The sequence below is a fragment of the Nitratiruptor sp. SB155-2 genome (assembly GCF_000010325.1).
In the GTDB taxonomy this organism is placed as follows: Bacteria; Campylobacterota; Campylobacteria; order Campylobacterales; family Nitratiruptoraceae; genus Nitratiruptor.
The window spans coordinates 1040569-1060290 of sequence record NC_009662.1; the positions used below are offsets into that span (position 1 = coordinate 1040569).

At 40.1% G+C, this 19722-nt stretch carries 17 protein-coding genes; 5 read left to right on the top strand and 12 right to left on the bottom strand.

Going from position 1 to position 19722, the window contains the following annotated elements:
* Position 1: 1 nt before the first annotated feature.
* From hemA to NIS_RS05540, 7 genes are read right to left on the bottom strand one after another with little or no spacing between them, the layout of a single operon-like run.
* Positions 2-1300 carry a glutamyl-tRNA reductase gene (gene hemA / locus NIS_RS05510; RefSeq protein ID WP_012082397.1) on the bottom strand — a complete coding sequence of 433 codons (1299 nt, stop codon included), beginning with the start codon at positions 1298-1300 and terminating at the stop codon, positions 2-4.
* Positions 1300-2190 carry a polyprenyl synthetase family protein gene (locus NIS_RS05515; protein WP_012082398.1) on the bottom strand — a complete coding sequence of 297 codons (891 nt, stop codon included), beginning with the start codon at positions 2188-2190 and terminating at the stop codon, positions 1300-1302. Before NIS_RS05515 ends, hemA begins: the two co-directional genes overlap by 1 nt.
* Positions 2191-2199: 9 nt before the next feature.
* A complete protein-coding gene (locus NIS_RS05520) occupies positions 2200-2478 on the bottom strand; it encodes a DUF2018 family protein (protein WP_012082399.1) in 279 nt (92 codons plus the stop codon).
* A gap of 30 nt (positions 2479-2508) precedes the next feature.
* Positions 2509-5592: an efflux RND transporter permease subunit gene (locus NIS_RS05525; RefSeq protein ID WP_012082400.1), complete on the bottom strand. Its 3084-nt coding sequence runs from the start codon at positions 5590-5592 to the stop codon at positions 2509-2511.
* 7 nt (positions 5593-5599) lie between these two features.
* Positions 5600-5884, bottom strand: coding sequence for a hypothetical protein (locus tag NIS_RS05530; protein WP_012082401.1), 285 nt, complete (start codon positions 5882-5884; stop codon positions 5600-5602).
* Between the two features lies 1 nt (position 5885).
* Positions 5886-6794: a 16S rRNA (cytosine(1402)-N(4))-methyltransferase RsmH gene (gene rsmH / locus NIS_RS05535; RefSeq protein WP_012082402.1), complete on the bottom strand. Its 909-nt coding sequence runs from the start codon at positions 6792-6794 to the stop codon at positions 5886-5888.
* Entirely contained in the window at positions 6778-8088 is a 1311-nt protein-coding gene (locus NIS_RS05540; protein ID WP_012082403.1) for an adenosylmethionine--8-amino-7-oxononanoate transaminase, read from the bottom strand. The genes rsmH and NIS_RS05540 overlap by 17 nt, the downstream gene beginning before the upstream one ends.
* A 70-nt stretch (positions 8089-8158) precedes the next feature.
* On the opposite strand from NIS_RS05540, the gene NIS_RS05545 reads away from it, so the two are divergent.
* Genes NIS_RS05545 through ftsZ form a run of 3 tightly spaced genes read left to right on the top strand, consistent with a single transcriptional unit; the run spans position 8159 to position 12120 of the window.
* Positions 8159-9631: a peptidylprolyl isomerase gene (locus NIS_RS05545; RefSeq protein ID WP_012082404.1), complete on the top strand. Its 1473-nt coding sequence runs from the start codon at positions 8159-8161 to the stop codon at positions 9629-9631.
* The gene (ftsA, locus tag NIS_RS05550) at positions 9632-10984 is read left to right on the top strand and encodes a cell division protein FtsA (RefSeq protein WP_012082405.1); all 1353 of its coding nucleotides are present in this window, start codon (positions 9632-9634) and stop codon (positions 10982-10984) included.
* Positions 10985-11004: 20 nt separating this feature from the next.
* Positions 11005-12120 carry a cell division protein FtsZ gene (ftsZ, locus tag NIS_RS05555; RefSeq protein WP_012082406.1) on the top strand — a complete coding sequence of 372 codons (1116 nt, stop codon included), beginning with the start codon at positions 11005-11007 and terminating at the stop codon, positions 12118-12120.
* Between the two features lie 19 nt (positions 12121-12139).
* On the opposite strand, the gene NIS_RS05560 is transcribed toward ftsZ, so the two are convergent.
* From NIS_RS05560 to NIS_RS05575, 4 genes are read right to left on the bottom strand one after another with little or no spacing between them, the layout of a single operon-like run.
* A complete protein-coding gene (locus tag NIS_RS05560) occupies positions 12140-12904 on the bottom strand; it encodes an ABC transporter ATP-binding protein (protein WP_012082407.1) in 765 nt (254 codons plus the stop codon).
* Positions 12905-12906: 2 nt separating this feature from the next.
* On the bottom strand, positions 12907-13380 hold the full coding sequence (locus NIS_RS05565; RefSeq protein WP_012082408.1) for a DUF4149 domain-containing protein: 474 nt from the start codon (positions 13378-13380) through the stop codon (positions 12907-12909).
* On the bottom strand, positions 13364-14188 hold the full coding sequence (prmC, locus tag NIS_RS05570) for a peptide chain release factor N(5)-glutamine methyltransferase (protein ID WP_012082409.1): 825 nt from the start codon (positions 14186-14188) through the stop codon (positions 13364-13366). The genes NIS_RS05565 and prmC overlap by 17 nt, the downstream gene beginning before the upstream one ends.
* Positions 14175-15431 carry a M48 family metallopeptidase gene (locus NIS_RS05575; protein WP_012082410.1) on the bottom strand — a complete coding sequence of 419 codons (1257 nt, stop codon included), beginning with the start codon at positions 15429-15431 and terminating at the stop codon, positions 14175-14177. Before NIS_RS05575 ends, prmC begins: the two co-directional genes overlap by 14 nt.
* A gap of 105 nt (positions 15432-15536) precedes the next feature.
* Between NIS_RS05575 and abc-f the strand changes: the two genes are divergently transcribed.
* Positions 15537-17480: a ribosomal protection-like ABC-F family protein gene (gene abc-f, locus NIS_RS05580; RefSeq protein WP_012082411.1), complete on the top strand. Its 1944-nt coding sequence runs from the start codon at positions 15537-15539 to the stop codon at positions 17478-17480.
* Positions 17477-18247, top strand: coding sequence for a CorA family divalent cation transporter (locus NIS_RS05585; protein WP_012082412.1), 771 nt, complete (start codon positions 17477-17479; stop codon positions 18245-18247). Before abc-f ends, NIS_RS05585 begins: the two co-directional genes overlap by 4 nt.
* Here NIS_RS05585 and thrC read toward each other — a convergent pair whose 3' ends face one another.
* Complete coding sequence (gene thrC, locus NIS_RS05590) at positions 18248-19720, bottom strand: threonine synthase (protein WP_012082413.1); 1473 nt, start codon at positions 19718-19720, stop codon at positions 18248-18250.
* Positions 19721-19722: the final 2 nt, after the last annotated feature.

Here is a 19722-nt window from a genome sequence, read left to right on the forward strand (position 1 = left end):
ATCAGCTCCTTAAATTCATATAATATTCGCACTTATAACGGTTCAAGCCGACCTCTTCTTCTATTTCGAAAAAGAATTTGATCGCTTCTACGATAGTATCGGCTCTTGGCTCATCTGCAATCGCTTTTAATTGCTTGGTAGGATCGTGTAAAAATCTGTTAAATGCATTGTGCAACAGCTTCTCTATGCTTTTTTCATACTCTTTTGGAATATAGCCTTTTTTTATCGCTTTTTGTAGTTCAGCCAATGCGGAATCTTTCGCTCTTTTGCGAATCTCTTTGATAATAGGGTCGATTTCAAGAGTTTGAAGCCATTTGAAAAACTCATTGACATGATGTCCTACAATTTTATAGGCGTTTCGTGCCTGTTCTTCCCTGAAAGCCATATTTTTATTGACAATCTCTTTAAGATCATCTACGGCAAAATAGTGAATCCGTGCCACATAGATCTCTTCGATATCTCTAGGTACCGCCATGTCGAACCAGTATCGGTCAAAACTCTGTTCTTTGACCATATCTTTTGTAATGACGGGATTTTTCGAAGATGTCGCACTAAATAAAAGGCGATAACTGTTGATCAATTTTTGAAGGTTGGAAACATGTTCCACGCGAATATCTGGATCGATCTCTTGGGCCACCGTCTTCGTCTTTTCAAGATCGCGTCCCACCAGAATCACATTACAGCCATGGGAAATGAGATGCTTTGCAGCAAGTCTGCCCATCTCTCCGGCTCCTACGACAAGAGCACTCATTCCCCCAAGGTTGCCAAGCTTCTCTTTTGCCATACTTACCGCGGCACTGGCAACAGAGACAGGACTTCTTGTTATATCGGTACTGGAACGGACCTCCTTGGAACATTTGAATGCATAATGCATGACTCGACCAAGTTTCTGTCCGCACCAACCTTTTTCGTATGCTTCCTTATATGCATCCTTGATCTGACCGGTTATTTGTGTCTCTCCGACAACGAGACTGTCCAATCCGCTGGCTACGCTAAAAACATGATGAATAGCACCATTGTCCTCGTAGATATCTGCTCTGCCCTCGAGCTCTTCGTAGTTGATTCCAGAAACCTCGGAAAGCTTTTTCAAAACAGCTTCAGTTGCACTGAACGGATCCTTGACGCTCAGAATGATCTCTATTCTGTTGCAGGTAGAAAGGATAATAGCCTCATTGATGACGGGATTTTGTAAAAGAGTAGTTGCAACATCTTCTCTTTTGTTGTCATCAGAAAGAGCAAGTTTCTCCCTCGTAACAATATCCGTATTTTTATGTGAGAAGCTAACGACAAGATACTGCATCAATAGGTCCTCTCGATGAGGGCTTCCATAATTGCTTGGAGTTTTACCTCCTCTTTTGGAATGACTTGCATCGCCTCATGTCCAAGTTTTCTTGCAAACTCTTTACTTCTTTGTATCGCACCAGTAGTTTCAAAGCGATCCAGCAGCCACTCTTTCTCTTCAGGCTCTAACCTTTTTTTGTACAGACTCTCTAACTTCGCCTTTTCCAAATCTTCAAGCGATTCATAGAGATAAATATAAGGTAGAGTGGTTTTACCTTCATAAAAATCATTGAGTACCGGTTTGCCAAGTGTCTCTTCGTCGGATATGATATCGAGGATATCATCGACTATCTGAAAAGCAAGGCCAAGTTTTTTCCCATATTCTCCATAGCTTTTCAAATCTTTGCCGCTAAGATATGCTGCACTTATTGCACTTGCTTCGATTAATGATGCTGTTTTTTTATAGATCATATCCATATATGCTTCAATATCTGGCTGAAAACTCTTGGAAAGCTCCACATCTTTCAGCTCTCCAAGGCTAAGCAACGCTACGGCTTGAGAAATTGTTTGGGCCAGGGTTTTAGGTAAAGAAGAGAGCTCATAAAAAGCTTTTGCATAGAGGATATCACCTATCATGATCGCTGGCTTGTTACCAAGCACTGCATTCACAGAAGGATTGCCACGCCTGGTATCTGCATCATCTATCACATCATCATGCAATAAACTCGCCATATGGATAAGCTCTATGATAGCACTCGTATGAATCGCCTCTGGAACGGGTGCAATGTTGAGTATTAGCTTGCTACGAAGCATCTTTCCCATGGGTATGGAGCGGTAAATCTCCAAAACCCTTTTATCTTGCAGATCCTCAACGATCTGCTCCATTCGCATTTTAACCTGATCTAACAATGAAGCCCTTTATTCGGATTGACTTAAAATTTTTCCCATATATTCAATATAGAGTGAATTGACTTTGTTCTCTAAATCCTTCTTTTTTGAATCGTCGAAAAGGATGTTTCGAACCTCTTTTTCCACATCCATACCACACTTTTGTTCTACGATCAATTCCAATGCAGCCATCCACTCCATAATCTCTTCAAGCTCTTTTTCTACTACATTTCTGTTTGCATGAAAAACAATGTCAAGAAAACGGCTTTTAGGAGATCCGCCCAATACCTCATCATCCTCAAAATACATAATCCCCTCCTTGAAATAAGCATAAGTATATCAAACTTTTCGTTGAACTTTCTTTACAACAGAATATAAAAGCGGAACCAAAAGGAGATTGATACATGTCGCCCACCCTATGCCAAAACCAAGCGTTATCGCCATCGGCTGTAAAATGAGACTTTGTCCGCTTGCAAAAAACATTAAAGTAGAAAGTCCCAAAATGGTAGTAATTGATGTAAGCATAATGGGGCGAAGTCTCAGTTTTGCTCTTTGTATGACGCACTCTATATCATTGCAGCTCCGTATGAAATCGAGCATAATAAGACCATCATTGACGACGACCCCGGCAAGTCCCACAAGACCAAGCATTCCAGGCATCGTAAGATTGATGCCCATTATCTTATTTCCTACCAGCACTCCAAATAAAGAGAGCGGTATGACACTCAACACGATCAAAGAATACACAAAACTGTTAAACATCCAGACCAAAGCTCCAAAGATAAGAAAAACAGCGATAACAAAAGCTCTTGTTATTTCTCTAATGAGTTTTTTATTCTCTTTTTGTTCTCCTTTTATTTTTACCTTCACGCCGAGCTTCTCTATCTTTCTCAATAGTGGATCGAGTTTATCGTAAACTTCTGCTGTCGTGATCACTTTTTTATTGAGTGAAGCATAGACCGTTCGTATTTTTTTACCGTTTTCTTTGATAATGTTGTAAAAATGGCGCTGTGTCCAAAAAGAAGCAATATCTTTTAAAAGAACTTTTTGACCGTTCGGGGTTTGAATGACTAGATTTTTAAAGGATTCCACACTGTCTTTGGCAATGGATTTGAGTTTTACATAAATCAATTTACTGTTTTTGAACATTTTCGCAATTTCAGCATCTAGATAGAGCGATTTGAGATAGGATGCTAGATATCCTTCTGTTATACCAAGGCGCTCTGCAAAATCGTTCAAGATCAGTTTTAGCTCTTTCTCACCCTCTTTCGCATCATCAGTGATGTTGTAAACTCCTTTGATGCCTTTGAGGCCATTTTCTAGCATATGGATCGCTTTGAGTACCTGTTTCGGATCTTCATACTCTAGACTCACTTCAATGTCGCTTTTGACAATGCCGGCTTGAGGAACGATAACATTGATCTCTTCAAATGGCGGATGTCGGAATGTTTCAACGATGCGTTTGATATCTTCTGCAATTGCCCTCGCACTTCTATCTCTTACCATATCGCTACTATCATACTCGATAGAAAAAAGAGGAGTAATATATCTATCCACAAAGTTTTGAGGCTTTAGTTCATGCAAATTGACAAATATATGAAATAGATTGCTCCCTGTTTGAGCATTGTTTTTCGCATCCAACTTCATTCCAAAAATTGCAGTCACAGAAGAGACTTCATCTTTTTTAACCGAATGTAAAATAGCTTGTTCCAATTTTGAAACAATCTTTTGGGTATCTTCCACATCGGAATTGACATTGACCGACCCACTGATGTAAATCTGCGTCGTATCAAATGCGGGAAAAAGCTGAAATTTTGTCTCCTTGAGCAAGATAAATGTCCCAAAAAGAATAGAACCAACTAAAAGAAGCGTTGAAACTCTCTTTCTTTCCAATAAAAACCGCAAAACATTTTCGTACAAATCACCTAAAAATTGCCATAGCCTTGATGGCTTCTTTTTCTTCCCGACTTTTAAAATCTCTTTTGCGTGTAAAGGTAAAAAATAGAAGGCTTCAAAAAGTGAGCTTAACAGGAGTATGGAAATAATAACAGGAAGAATTCGTATAAAGATTCCCATCTCTCCACTGATAATAAGGAGCGGTAAAAAGGCAAAAATGGTTGTAGCCGTAGCCGTCAAAACAGCGGGGAACATCTCCAGTGAGCCTTGAATGGCCGCTGTTTTGGCATCCTCTCCCATCTCTAGATGGCGATAGATATTTTCCGCCACGACAATCGCTTCATCGACTAGCATTCCCAATGCAATGAGAGCGCCAAATAAAGAGAGCATATTGAGACTATATCCAAGCATCTCCAATGAGATAAGTCCGATCATAAAACTAACGGGAATCCCCATACCCACAACAAGTGCTATGCGCCAATCCACTGTCAACAAAAGTGCCGTAAATACCAAAATAAGACCAAAAATGAGATTGGATGTAACGGTATTGAGTCTATTCCGAATCCAGATAGATGTATCTGTATAGATCTTAAACTCAAAACCGGGATAACGATTTTTATATGTAAGTAAAAGTTTTTTTATCTTTTTGACAAGCTCAATCGCGTTGCCGTTTTTTGTTTTGGTGACATTGATAGAAACATTTGGTTTACCATTGAAATGGGAAAGTGTTACCGGCTCACTCAGTGTAAAAGAGACATTTGCGATATCGCCCAGTCGAACCCTCTTTTTGCCTATAACCAAAATAGTATTTTCAAGTGCTCGCTTCTCTTTTTTTCCGTTCTGCGTCGTTAAAAAGAAGTGGTTGCCTCTTTGTTTGATGCTGCCAATTGGGAATATGGTTGACAATTGTGCGACTAGATCACTCACTTGGAGAAGGCCGAGTCCCAAGGCATTGATTTTTTGGGGATCGATTGCGATCTGTAACTCATCCTCTCTCCAACCTCTGATATCCACCTCACTTAAGTTTTTCAAAGATGTGAGATCGCTTTTGAGTCTATCCGCCACATCGAGCAGTTTGTGTTCATTTGCATCAGTAGCGATAGCTATGAGAACCAAAGGGAAGCTTTTTGTGAGTATCGTAGCAATTGGCTCGTCCATATCGGGTGGCAAATCTTTCCGTATCTTGGCGATTTTATCCTTCACATCGTTTAGCACCAAAAGATTATTTGCACCCTCTTTGATATCGGAAACGATTGTAAAGCTTCCATTTTTAATAATCGCATCGATATCATAAAGATTTTGCACATTTTTGAGCTCATCTTCAAGATTTTTTACTACCATCTTGTCCAGTGTCTGGGCACTAGCCCCCGCATATCCACCACTAATAAGTATCTTATCAAGAGTTGCTGGTGGAAAAATCTCTTTCGGGACGCTTTTGTAGGCAAAAATGGAAAGAATAAAAATGAACAGCAAAAAAAGATGGTTGAGCGTAGCCTTCTCTATGGCAAATTCAAGAAACTTTTTCATTGCTGCCTCAGAAAATGGAGTCTAAAACCTGATTTTTAAAGCGGATCTGTTCCAATTTTTGTTGCAATAGTCTATGCTCCTCTTTCAAAATTTCGTAATCGTCTAAAAGCTTATTGATTTTTCTACTTTTATAATAGATCTGATTGCTAATGTAGATTTTTGGGAAAATGAGTGCAAAAATGATGGCGATAACCAGAAAAGTCAGAATGAGATCTTTTAGATCGAGTAGACTCTGCTCATATTCGGCCTCTTCAAAAGATTTTAAAAGTTCCTTTTTCTCTTCACTCTTCATCTCACTCCTTGAATTGGAAGACTCTCAGTTTGGCACTTCTTGCTCGTGGATTCTCTTCAAGCTCATCAATGGATGCCACTATCGGCTTTTTCGTCACGATATTTCCTAATGCATGGTTTGCCCCACAGGTACATCGCATCGCTTCAGGTGGGCAAATGCAGCTTTTCGCCCACTCTTTGAAATGCTGTTTGACGATTCTGTCTTCTAAAGAGTGGAAAGTGATGATAGCCACTTTTGCTCCTTTTGGCTTGTGGCGTTCCAAAGCGTCTAAAAGACCTTTCAACTGATCAAGTTCCTTGTTCACCTCTATTCGGATTGCCTGAAAAAGTGTCGTTGCAGGATGAACCCTTTTATTTTTTGGCAGAATCTTTTGAGCAATCTCGGCAAGCTGCGTTGCACTCTGTATCGGTCTATTATGAATGATAGCTTTTGCAAGTTTACCAGAGTGTCGAATCTCTCCATACTCTTTGAATATACGTTTCAACTCCTCTTCGTCATAGGTGTTGACCACATGGTAGGCGCTTAACTCGGCATTTTGGTCCATTCGCATATCAAGATTTTCACTATGAATAGAAAAACCACGATCTTTTTTATCCAGTTGCAAAGAGGAAACGCCTATATCAGCCAAAACTCCTTGCACATCATGTGTTTGTAATATATCTTCAATTACATCAGCAAATCTGCCTTGAATAATCTGGACTCTGTCACCGTAGGATGCGAGTCTTTGTTTCGAAAAGGCGATCGCTTCGCTATCTTGATCTATCCCTACTATCTTAATATCTGGATTGCTTTTCAATAACGCTTCACTGTGTCCGCCATACCCGAGGGTAGCATCGACTATAGTCCCTTTCCTATCTTTAAAACTCTCCAAAACTTCATTCAATAAAACAGGTTTATGAGGTGCGTTCACAAAGCTCCTTTATCGTCTCATACACACCACCAATCATAGTGTCTATCTCTTCGAAATCAATAATATATGGGGGCATGAAGTATACCACACTCCCTAGAGGTCTAATAAAGATCCCTTTTTTCAAACACTTTTGATTTATTTGTAGTCCAATGCGCTCTTTTGCGTCGAATCCTTGCAGCTCCACCGCTGCGATCATTCCTGTTTGACGCACCTCTTTGACACAGGGGAGTTCACGAAAAAGTTGCAGTTTACGCTGGATGTAATCGATTTTCACTCGATTTTTTTCAATTACATCTTCTTGTTCGAAAATATCGAGTGTTGCATTTGCAGCTGCACAAGCTAAAGCGTTTCCAGTATAGCTGTGCGAATGCAAGAAGGCTTTGAACTCATTGTAGTCACAATAAAAAGCGTTGTAAACCTCATCAGTCGTTAGGACAACCGAAAGTGGAAGATAGCCCCCTGTTAGCCCTTTTGATAGACACATAAAATCTGGAGAGATTCCGGCTTGCTCACAGGCAAACATCGTACCACTCCTACCAAATCCTACGGCAATTTCGTCTGTAATGAAATGAACATCATACGCTTCACAAAGCTTTTTCGCCTCCGTGAGATACTCAGGTGCATACATATGCATATATCCTGCACATTGTACAAGGGGTTCTACAATAAAAGCGGAAATCTTGCCCTTATTTGTTTCAAAAACCCTCTGCAAATCTTCTATCGCCTCTTGTGTCGCTTCAGGACTTCGATCTTTTGGAACCTTAGCTTGCAAAGTTTGGATCATAATCTCTTCATAAGTCTCTTTGTAGAGTTCCACATCTCCAACGGCCAAAGCCCCCAGTGTTTCGCCATGATAACTGTTTGTCAAGGAGACGAAATAGGGTCTTGTTTCTCCCCGATTTTTAAAATAGTGAAAACTCATCTTCAAAGCTACTTCGATGGCGCTGCTGCCGTTATCGGCATAGAAACATCTGTTGAGCCCGTTTGGGGTTAGCCGCACAAGACGTTCACTCAGTCGCACTATCTGTTCATGGGTGAATCCTGCAAATATCACATGTTCCAATACCGAAAGCTGTTCTTGAATCTTTTCATTGATGTATGGATTTCGATGTCCAAAGAGATTGACCCACCAGCTGCTTATACTATCAATGTACCGATTGCCATCGAAATCGTACAGATAGATTCCCTCTGCTTTCTTGATAGGAATAAGTGGGATCGATTCATGATCTTTCATCTGGGTACAAGGATGCCAGATATGTTTTAAATCGCGTTCCATTATCTGGGCATTTGTCATGCTTTACCTTTATTGTCTATTAATATCTTTTTCAATACAATAAGCCCAATTATTATACAAAGGTTGGCTTATGATTAGCTGGATGCAAAAACATAAAAAATATCTTGTCATTACCATATGGATCAGTACGATCGCTTTTGTAGGGGCCGGATTTGTCGGATGGGGTGCATACAAATATGGCTCAGCATCTGATGCAGTCGCCGAAGTGGGCAATGAAAAAATAACACTGAAAGAGTTTCAACAGCGTTATGCAAATGTATACAACTACTACAACAAGATGCTGCAAGGGAAACTTGATCAAGAACAAGCCAAAAAGATGGGCCTGGACAAAATGGTACTCAATGAACTGATCCAAGAAGCTCTTTTGGAAAACTATGCCCACGACCTTGGCCTCATAGTGACGGATGAAGAGGTGGCTCAAAAGATCGCTTCCATGAAAGTTTTTTGGCAAAACGGCCATTTTGAAAAGAGTCTCTACAACAAACTATTACAGCAAAACCGTATCAAACCAAAAGACTTTGAACAGAGCATTCGAAAAGAGCTTCTTTTGAACAAACTCCATCAAGCACTCTTATACTCAAAACCTCTACAACTCGAATTTGACACGATGGCTTCCGCTCTCTTCATGGGCGATAAAATAGAATATACCGTTTTAACTGACAAGGATATCGATGTTACCGTCACACGAACAGAGCTGAAAAAGTATTATGATAAACATAAAAATGAATATAAAACGGCTCCAAAATATGACCTCTCCATAATAGAGATGCCTATCAAACATTTCAAAGTCAGTGAGGAGGAACTCAAGAGCTACTATAAACAGAATAGACTCAAATACAAAGACGCAAACGGTAAAATTCTTCCTTTTGATAAAGCGAAAAAACAGGTGATGCATGATCTTGATATCAAAAAAAGCAAAAAAGAGGCTCTCAAAAAGTACATTCAATTTAAAAAAGGAAAATTACAAGCGCAAAAACATCTGATCGTAGCTCAAAATAACACATCGTTCCCCCTCCCTCTCATGCAAAAAATTGCACAAGCTTCTCAAAATAGCGTATTGAAGCCAATCTTGGTCGAAGATCGCTATGTTATCGTCAAAGTCAATAAAAAAATTCCACCATTGCCGATGCCTTTTGAAAAAGCCGTTACAGAGGTGAAAAAAGATCTGTTACAACAAAAACGTTATCAACTTTTACTTGAAAAAGCGAAAAAGATGGTCAAAAATTTCAAGGGAACTATAACAGAGGGTTATATCAGTAAAGAGGATTTCGATAAGCTGAACCAACTTTCACCCCAAGAGGCTCAACTGTTTTTACAAAAGCTTTTCATCTCCCAAGACGCGAGGGGTTTTGTGGCACTTGGAAACAAAAAAGTCGTTCTGTATCACATTCTTGATCAAAAACTGCAACTGATGCCTAAAATAAGGAAAAATAAAGCACTGATAAGCAATAATAGTGTAAAGTTAAAAAATACGATCCAAAATGACAATTTGATAAAAAAATTACAAACTATGTATGAAATAAAAGTGTACAAAGGAATTTAGTTGTCAAAAACGATTTTAGCGATCGATATAGGGTCAACAAAAGTTGCCACTCTGATTGCCCAAAGAAATGATGAAGAGACACTCGTTGTCACAGGTAGTAGTGTCACAAAAACACAGGGTCTCAAAAAAGGAGTCATCACTAACATAGATTTGGCCACGAAATCCATCAAAGAAGCGTACGAAGATGCAAATAGAATCTCTGGAACATCCCCTACAAAGGCAATAGTCTCGATTTCCGGAGCCTACGTCAAAGGTACGAACAGTACCGGAATAGTCAATATTCCAAATAAAGAGATCTCCATCGATGAAATCAATAGAGTGATGCAGACTGCTCTATATAATGCGAACATTCCTCATGAATATGAAGTGATTCATGTGCTTCCATACAAATTCAAAGTCGATGGACAAGATTTCATTGAAGATCCTCTCGGTATGAATGCAAGTAGACTGGAAGTGGATGTGCATATCATCGCTGCACCAAAATCGAGTATCTCCAATCTGAAAAAAGCTGTACAGCAAGCGGGCTTACAAATCGAATCGATTGTCTTGAGCGGATACGCTTCTGCAATCGCTACGCTCAACGAAGATGAAAAAGAGCTTGGTGCCTGTGTGATCGATATGGGCGGCAGCACATGCAACCTTGTGATCCATGCGGGAAACTCTATTGTCTATAATGACTTTTTGGCAGTTGGCTCGATGCATATCACAAACGATCTTTCGATGGCTCTACATACCCCCCTGTCCGTAGCCGAAGAGATAAAATTGCTCTACGGCAATATCAAAAACGCTCAGGCTGAAACAATTGAGATTCCCTCCATAGGAGAGGAAGGGGCTACACATCAGGTCTCTTTGGAGATTGTCTACAACGTCATTTATGCCCGAGTAGAAGAGACCCTCATGATACTGGCCCAATCTATCGAAAAAAGTGGCCTGAAAGACCAGATAGGCGGTGGAATCGTACTCACGGGCGGAATGACTAAGCTTGGCGGCATCCGAGAATTGGCGAACGCCATTTTTGATCACATGCCAACGCGCATTGCGAAACCGAGAAGTCTTCAAGTTATGCCAAAAGAGTGGAACGATCCGGCTTTTGCCACTGTCGTGGGTTTGGTGCTTTATGGCAATGGAGAGTTTACTCCATATGAGATCGATTCCAATCGCCGTTTGCGATACAGCAAAGAGCTTATATCCATCAATGAAAACCCTCATTTTAATGAGGATATACAGCATGAGGATTCTCACCATGCCGAAAAAGAGGATCTTTTGAATCTTGAGGAGATGGAGTCTTTTGAAGAGAAGAAAAAGAAAAAAAGTATTGGCGGATTTTTCAAATGGCTTACGCAACTATTTTAAATCTCTAGGAAGGATGGGTGATGGAGAACGGTTTTAATATCGAAGAAAAACATAAAGTAACTGGAGCAAATATAAAAACTGTTGGCGTTGGTGGTGGCGGCGGAAACATGATAGGCCATATGATCGCTGAAGGCATTGACGGGATAGAACTGATCGTTGCCAACACAGATTCCCAAGCGCTGTCCACATCGCACGCGCATGTAAAAATCCAGCTTGGCGAAAAAACAACAAGAGGACTGGGGGCCGGGATGAAGCCGGAGATCGGTCGCGAAGCCGCCCTGGAAAGCTATGACGAAATCAAGGAGAAACTTGAAGGAGCCGATATCGTCTTCATCTCTGCTGGTATGGGAGGCGGTACGGGGACAGGAGCAGCCCCCATCATAGCTCAAGCAGCAAAAGAAGTTGGAGCATTAACGATCTCGGTTGTAACAAAACCTTTTAAATTTGAAGGTCGCAGACGAAGTAGACTTGCCGAAGAAGGAATCAACGAACTCAAAAAAGAGAGTGATTCCATTGTCGTGATTCCCAACGATAAACTTCTCTCCATTGTCGATAAAAAACTGGGAATCAAAGATAGCTTTCGCATCGTCGATGATGTCCTTGCAAGAGCGGTGGGAGGAATAAGCGGAGTCATTCTCTCCTATGGTCAAAACGATATCAACCTTGACTTTGCCGATGTCCAGACAGTCATGAGCCATAGAGGTCTGGCACTCATGGGTGTGGGCGAAGCCCAAGGCGAAAACTCTGCATACGAAGCGATCAAAAGTGCCGTTGAGTCACCATTGCTGGACAATATGTCCATCAACGGTGCGATGGGTGTGCTTGTCCACTTTACGATTCATCCGGACTACCCACTTGTGGATATCAGTGAAGCGATGGATGTTGTCTATGAAAGCGCAGATGAAGATGCACATGTTATTTTTGGTACGACAACAAATGAAAACATGGCTCCAGATCAAGTCAAAATCACTCTCATCGCCACGGGTTTCGAACATCAAGAGGAGAAATCGGAACCTGTACAGATCGTAAAACCTATCCAAGACACCATGAAAATACGAAAGAAAGTAAGTGGAGGATACGAAGAGAACGAGGATGTTCTCGACATTCCAACTTTTCTCAGAAAGCAGATGGATTAAAATCCTCTGCCTACACCGTTTACTCTACTATTTTGATAGGACCTTCGCCCTTCCCTTCCAAAAACTGCCTTACATACGGATTTGTCGAATTTTGAAAATGCTCTTTGTCTCCATATTCGATAATCTTTCCATCATAAAGCATGGCAAAATAGTCCCCACATTTGAAGCTCTCTTTAATATCGTGACTAATTAGAACAGAAGTCACCCCCAGGTTTTCTTGAGTCTTCTTGATAAGCTGTGAAATGAGATCACTTGTTATTGGGTCGAGCCCACTTGTGGGTTCATCATACAAAATGATACCCGGATCGAGCACAATGCTTCTTGCAAGCCCAACTCTTTTTCGCATCCCGCCACTAAGCTCGTCTGGATAGAGTTTCAAAACTTTTTTTGGCTCAAGTCCTACCATAACGAGGCGCTCTTCCACTTTTTGACGGATTTCACTCTCACTCAAGTTCGTATGTTCACGCAATGGAAAAGAGACATTCTCATACACATTCATGCTATCAAATAGTGCACCACTTTGAAAAAGATAACCTATTTTTTTGCGCATAGCAAAAACTGTCTCTTCATCGGCCTTTGCCATATCCACATGATCTACCCACACTTCTCCCTGATCCGGTTTCAAAAGTCGTACGATATGTTTGATGATCGTCGACTTCCCACCACCAGATAGACCTAAAATGACAGTCGTTTTTCCCTTGACAATATTGAGATCGACACCTTTTAAGACCTGATTATCGCCAAAACGTTTCCAAAGATTTTTGATACGGATGATATATTCCACCCTTATCCTTTACACTGAAGATAGAGTCTGCGCCCAAGCAACAACAAAAGAGAAAACCCTAGCAATCCAAAATCGATTTCACTCGCTTTATGAAGTGATTGAAACAATGGGTCATTGATAACACTACTCCCTTTGGCTTGGAACGCAACTATTTGCTTAGTATAATACAAGGTAAATAAAAATATCATCAAAACGGCAGTCGCAGCTGATGGAAGAACAATTCTATCTCGAATAAAACGTTTATAATCATAGGATTCTCGTACAATGATGGCGATCGCCGTCGTATTGAGTAGATAATTACTCTTAACAAAAATTGCCGTCATAACAAGTCCCATCTGGAAATGATTCAGGAGATTTTCTCCAATATAACTATTTGCATGAAAGACCACCGGTGCCACAAATGCCCCCAAAGTTACAACGAGTCCTAGTGTTACCCCGAGCAACATCATATAGGTTATATCAATCCATCGCAACATAACATCTCCTTTGTATAATAAATCCACGATCCAATCCCGCCAAATCTTTAAAAAACCGAACATCAATATCTTTTCTACTCTTCACATAGTCTCGGATAGCATTTTTTTGATCAAAACCCATCTCACAAGCCAAGATTTTTGCACTGCTTTGCAAAAAAAGATCGATGATTTTTTTCAAAATTTCGTCCCCTTCTCTACCACCAAAGAGTGCTTCATGAGGTTCATATTTTGCGACATTTGGTTCAAGTTCAAACCCTTTGGCAATATAAGGCGGATTCGAGACGATCACATCGATTTTTTTTTCAACTCCATCTAAAAGATCGGTCTGCACCAACTCGATATCTAGGCCAAATTTCTGAAAGTTTTTCCGAGCACAAGCTATCGCTTTATCACTTATATCGGTTGCGGTGATTTGCAAAGATGGAAACTTCATTTTCAAAATGGCACTTATAACCCCACTGCCGACGCCAATCTCTGCAAGAGACTCGTCTCCTCTAAGCTCTTTAGAGACTTCATCTATCAATATTTCTGTCTCAGGTCTTGGGATAAGGACTCCATTTTGTATAAAAAACTCCTCCCCGTAAAAAGAGACTCTCTGTATTATATATTCGATCGGTTCATAAGCCAGACGCCTTTTGACAAGTTCGAAAAAAGGTTTGGCATCGATCTTCTCTTCTGGATGAGCGTGCAGATAGACACGACTCTTTTTAATCGCATAAGCCAAAAGGATCTCTGCCTCCAGAAGAGGCCTTTGGGCAACTTTGGCTAACTCTGCCCTAGCCCTGTGAAGTGCTTCATCTATCCTCATCAATAGAGACACACTTTCCTCTCAATGCTTCATCCGCTTCACTCGTTTCTTCAAAGCCCAGTGCTTTAAGTCGTTCCAAAATCGGCGGATGAGAGTAGTAGAAAAAGATATAGAGCGGATGGGAAAGTGGAAAGTGGCTATTCTCTTCTACAAGTTTCAAAAGTGCATTTCGAAGATTTGCTCGTCCTCCCAGTTCACTGCCGTATCTGTCTGCTGCAAACTCGTTTTTACGGCTTACAAAATTGATAAGGGGCATGAAGAAAAAGAAAAAGACCGGGCTCAAAAGCAAAAACATGGCAATCACACTATATGGCGCATGTGGTGGTATACCAGCCTGTTCATACAAAGAAGCCGGTAGATTGGCGAAGATGTAAAAAAGAGCAAAAAACATGACACCCATCATCACGATATTTTTCAAAATATCTTTATGTTTAAAGTGGCCCAACTCATGTCCCAACACAGCCAACAGCTCTTTTTTTGAGAGTTTGTCGATGAGTGTATCGAATAGAACCACTCTTTTACTTTTACCAAGACCTCCAAAGTAGGCGTTGAGCCTCGTATCCCGTTTGCTAGAATCGACAACATACACGCCGTTTGCTCTGAATCCGCTTTTAGCCATGAGCTCTTCGATATCTTTTTTGAGCTCTTCATCTTGCAAAGGTGTAAATTTGTTAAACATCGGGGCGATGAGCGTTGGATAGATGGCATTGATAAGAATTATTACTGAAAATATAAATACAAATCCCCAAATCCACCAGTTGGAGACATGAAGCATAATCCAGCCAACGATATAGACAAGAATAGAAGCAAAAACCAAAAAGAGCAGCGCCATTTTAATCTGGTCTTTTATGAAAAGAGAAATTGTAGATTTGTTAAACCCGAACTCCTCATCCAAAACAAATTTTTGATAAATATCAAAAGGAAGCGTTACAAGATAATTGATTGCAAAGAAAAGATCGATATAGACCACGCTTTTGATCAATATATCGTCAATCTGGATCATGGTATCGAGCCATCTTAGACCAAATCCCATCCAAAACAGAAACAGAATATACTCTATAAATGTTTCCAAAATTGCGATACGCTCTTTTTTAAAACTGTACCGTCCAGCTTTGATAAATTTAGATGGAAGCATCAAAACCGCTTTTGTATGTTTTGCTTTTGCCACAAATCCAGCCTGCATCACTGAAACATAGAGTTTGACTAAAATATAGATCCCATACAGGATACTGACACCCAACATCCTTTTCCTTTTTGAAAATTTTGACTATTATACTTAAAAAGCATTACTATTTCGTTGCTGAAAATTCTTAAGAAAAAACATAAACGATTTTAAAGGAAAAAATCAATGGCATTGATAGATCTTACACAGATTAAAAAGAGTTACGAAGCACAGAAGATCCTATGTGGTGTAGACTTTACAATCGATGAAGGGGAACGAGTAGCGATTGTCGGGAAAAATGGCAGCGGTAAATCGACTTTGATGAAAATAGTGGCAGGATTGGAAGATTTTGACGAAGGGGAGAGAAAAGTTCGACAAAACTTGAAGATTAGAATGCTCCCGCAGGTTCCAAAATTTGATCCAATACTGACAGTAAAAGAGGCAATTTTAGACCAACTCAAAGAGATCAATGAGGCAAAAAAAAGATATGAGCAAGTGAGTATCAAAATAGCCGAAAATCCGGAAAACAACGCTCTTTTGGAAGAGCTCAATGCCCTCAGCAATTTTCTTGATTATCACAATGCCTGGAATATGGAAGAGAAAATCGAACGAGTCTTGCAAGAGTTTCATCTCAAAAAATATGAAGAGAGACTCGTCACCACACTCAGCGGCGGAGAGCAAAGACGTGTAGCTCTGGCAGGGCTTCTGCTTCAAAAACCGGATCTACTGCTTTTGGATGAACCAACCAACCATCTTGATGTCTATATGGTCTCTTTTTTGGAGGAGATGATTGCAAAAGAGCGCTACACCATGCTTTTTGTAAGTCACGACAGATATTTTATAGACAATGTAGCGACACGTGTAGTTGAAGTGGAAGATTGCCATCTTCGAAGTTTCAAAGGAGGATACAGCAGCTATCTTGAACAAAAAGAGGAACTTTTAAAAAACATGCAAAAGCAGCATGAAAATCTTTTGCGACTTCTCAAACAAGAAGAGGAGTGGCTCAGGCGAGGTGTAAAAGCGAGAGTGAAACGGAATGAAGGACGCAAGAAACGCGTCCTTGAACTCCGTGAAAAAGCCAAAAAAAATCCTGCCCTCATTAAAAAAGTACAACTGCAGTTGGAGCGGGAAAAGAAACATTTTAACAGAGAGGATGGCATCAGTAAGAAAAAAGTTCTCTTTGAGCTGGAACATATCACAAAATATGCCGGTGACAAACTTCTTATAAAAGATTTCTCCACAAGAATTTTACAACGTGACACAATAGCCATTGTAGGGAAAAATGGAACGGGAAAATCAACCTTCTTGCAGCTGCTGTTAGGCCAGACAAAACCGGATAGCGGAATTATCAAACGGGGCGATTTTACAATCGGCTATTTTGATCAACATAGGACGATGCTGGATGACGACAAAAATCTTATCGAAACATTTTGCCCCAATGGAGGAGATAGAGTGGAAGTTTGGGGTAAAAGTATCCATGTATATGGATATCTGAAAAATTTTTTATTCCCAAAAGAGTTTTTGGATAAAAAGATTGGAAGTCTCAGTGGTGGAGAGAAAAATCGTGTTGCACTGGCACTGCTTTTTACAAAAAAGGTGGATTGTCTCATTTTGGATGAGCCTACGAACGATTTGGACATTCCAACAATCAACATCTTGGAAGAAAATCTCCTCAAATTTCCCGGAGCGGTTATTTTTGTAAGCCATGATCGCTATTTCGTCGATAAGATCGCTAAAAAACTCTTTATATTTAAAGGAAACGGTATCGTTGAAGAGTCCTATCAAAGCTATAGCGAATATCTAGAAATAGAAAAAGAGATTCATGAACTAGAAACGTTAGAAAAAACCTTACACACAGTCCAAGAAAAGCCGATACGAGTTCGACAACGCAAGGAAAAACTCTCATATAAAGAGCAAAAAAGACTTGAAGAACTCCCAACTCTCATCGAGTCTCTCGAAGAAACGATAGCACAAATCAACGAATGTCTCAGCAATCCTGAATGCTATGAAAAAGAGGGAATTGTAGCGATTTCTCAAAAACTGGAAGAACTCGAAACAGAACATGAAAAACTGTTAGAAGAGTACCTTGATCTCGAAGAAAAAAGAGAACGGATAGAAGGAATGCAATGAAATTCAAACTCAATCAATATATCCAAGATGATATTTTCAATAAAGAGCACCCCAGTGATTTCGATCTCAGCAACGGATACGGGATTTTGATATTACGGCTGCCATATATCAAAGAAAACCGGGTACATGTTGTGAGTTACGCCTTTTTGATCAAGAATAAAGAGGTGTACATATTTGATAGAAGTTCTAAAGAGTTCGCCCTATTGGGAGATTTTATCAGTTTACACAGTTATCTGGATGTACGGATCGATAAGATTTTGGCAAAGATCTCCCGTTTGCAAACAACGATAGAAAAACTCGAAGATAGACTCTACGAAAACGACATCGATACGAACTTTGCAAATGAGTGGCTGATGCTCAAAAAAGAGCTCTCTTTGATAGAACGACTCATGTCCCATGCCATGATAGCGTTTGGTCGGTTTACAAAACACTACAGAGCCGAACTTGATGAACATGCTTACAAAGACCTCGAAGAGCACCTAGATAGGGCATTTCGTTTTAGTAAAGCCTCTCTTGAAAAACTCGACAACCTATATAGCTTCTATCAGGCTAAGATGGATGAAAAGATGAATAAAATTATGTTTATTTTGACTATAATCTCAGCGATTTTCTTACCACTAACCCTAATCACGGGCTTTTTTGGAATGAATACAAGTGATCTGCCTTTGACTCAAACCTCCAATGGAACATTGAAAGCTACAGTCTTGGCTATTCTTTTTGAGATTCCCTTTGTATTTTGGATTTGGAGAATGATCAAAAAATATTGATCACTCCAAGAATTCAATGATACTCTCTTGAATCTTCTCTTTTGGAATTACTGTATCGTGGATGATAGGCTTTTCAAACAAAGCTTTGATTCTTTCAGGAATCTTTGCTCCTGTCATTTGTGAAACAGCTTCCAAAGCCTCTTGGTCACGAATATTTTTATCTTTTCCTGTCAAAGCCTTATAGACTGTTGGAGCAAATTTCGTCCACTCCGCTGTTGAGTAGGCGATATTGTCCATATTACGGTGACTTTTATAGAGTTTCACTGTTGTAGCAGTATGTGGATCCATCAGATAGTTTTTCTCTTCCACATACTCTTTGATTATCTTCAAAACCTCATTATCTGTAGTAAAATCAGCATCAAAATCTTCTTGCAACGCTTCGAGCTCTTTAGGTGTCAATGCATAAAAGTCATTTTCATTGAGACTTTCCATAAGCTCTTTTGTCCGTGCAGGCCCAAATTTATCATAGAGTACGCGCTCGACATTTGAAGATTTCAAGATATCCATCGCAGGAGAGCTCGTCTGAATCAAACACTTGTCTCTCAAGTCATAGCGTCCCTCTTTGATGAGCTGTGTTAAGACATTGTTTGCATTGGAAGCGATTGATATTTTTTCAATCGGCAAACCCATTTTCTTCGCGTAATATGCTCCCAGTGCATTGCCGAAATTTCCACTTGGTACAATTAAATTGATTCTATCTCCAAAATTGATATCTCCTTTGCGCATAAGCTCAAGATAACTGTGGAAATGGTAGATAATTTGAAAGATGATCCGTCCAAAATTGACAGAGTTCGCAGCACTGAGCTTAATCCCTTTGCTTTGTAAAAACGCTTTAAATTCGGAAGATGCCAAAAGGTTTTTCAGCGCTGTCTGTGCATCGTCAAAATTGCCTTCGATTCCTATGACTTTGAGGTTCTCTCCATCTTCCGTTACCATTTGGAGTCGCTGTACATCACTTGTTCCACCAGCTGGATAGAGACAAGCCACTTTAATGTTTGGCTTGTTTTTAAATGTCTCCAATGTCGCTGGACCAGTATCTCCGCTGGTAGCTGCAAGTATCAGATAGTTCTCTCCTCTTTGTTTTGCCAAGACTGAGAGGATATGACCAAATGGCTGCAGTGCCATATCTTTAAAAGCTCTTGTCGGTCCATGATAGAGCTCACTGACATAAAATTTCTCTTCTACTTGAACGACAGGTACAGGATTGTTTGGATCGTCGAATCTGTCATACAGATCCAAAGCCTCTTTGATTAAACTATCCTCTATATCAATTCCAAAACGTTTTAAAAGATCATAAGCCAACTCTTTGTAACTACTCTTTAAGTGGCTGTGATAAAATGCTTCATCCAATGTCGGAAGAGATTCAGGAACATAAAGACCTCCAAAACTTGCACTTGGACTCAAAATCGCCTGACTAAATGACACTTTTTCAGGTTTTACCCCATCATTTCCTCTTGTTTCTACAAACAGCATTC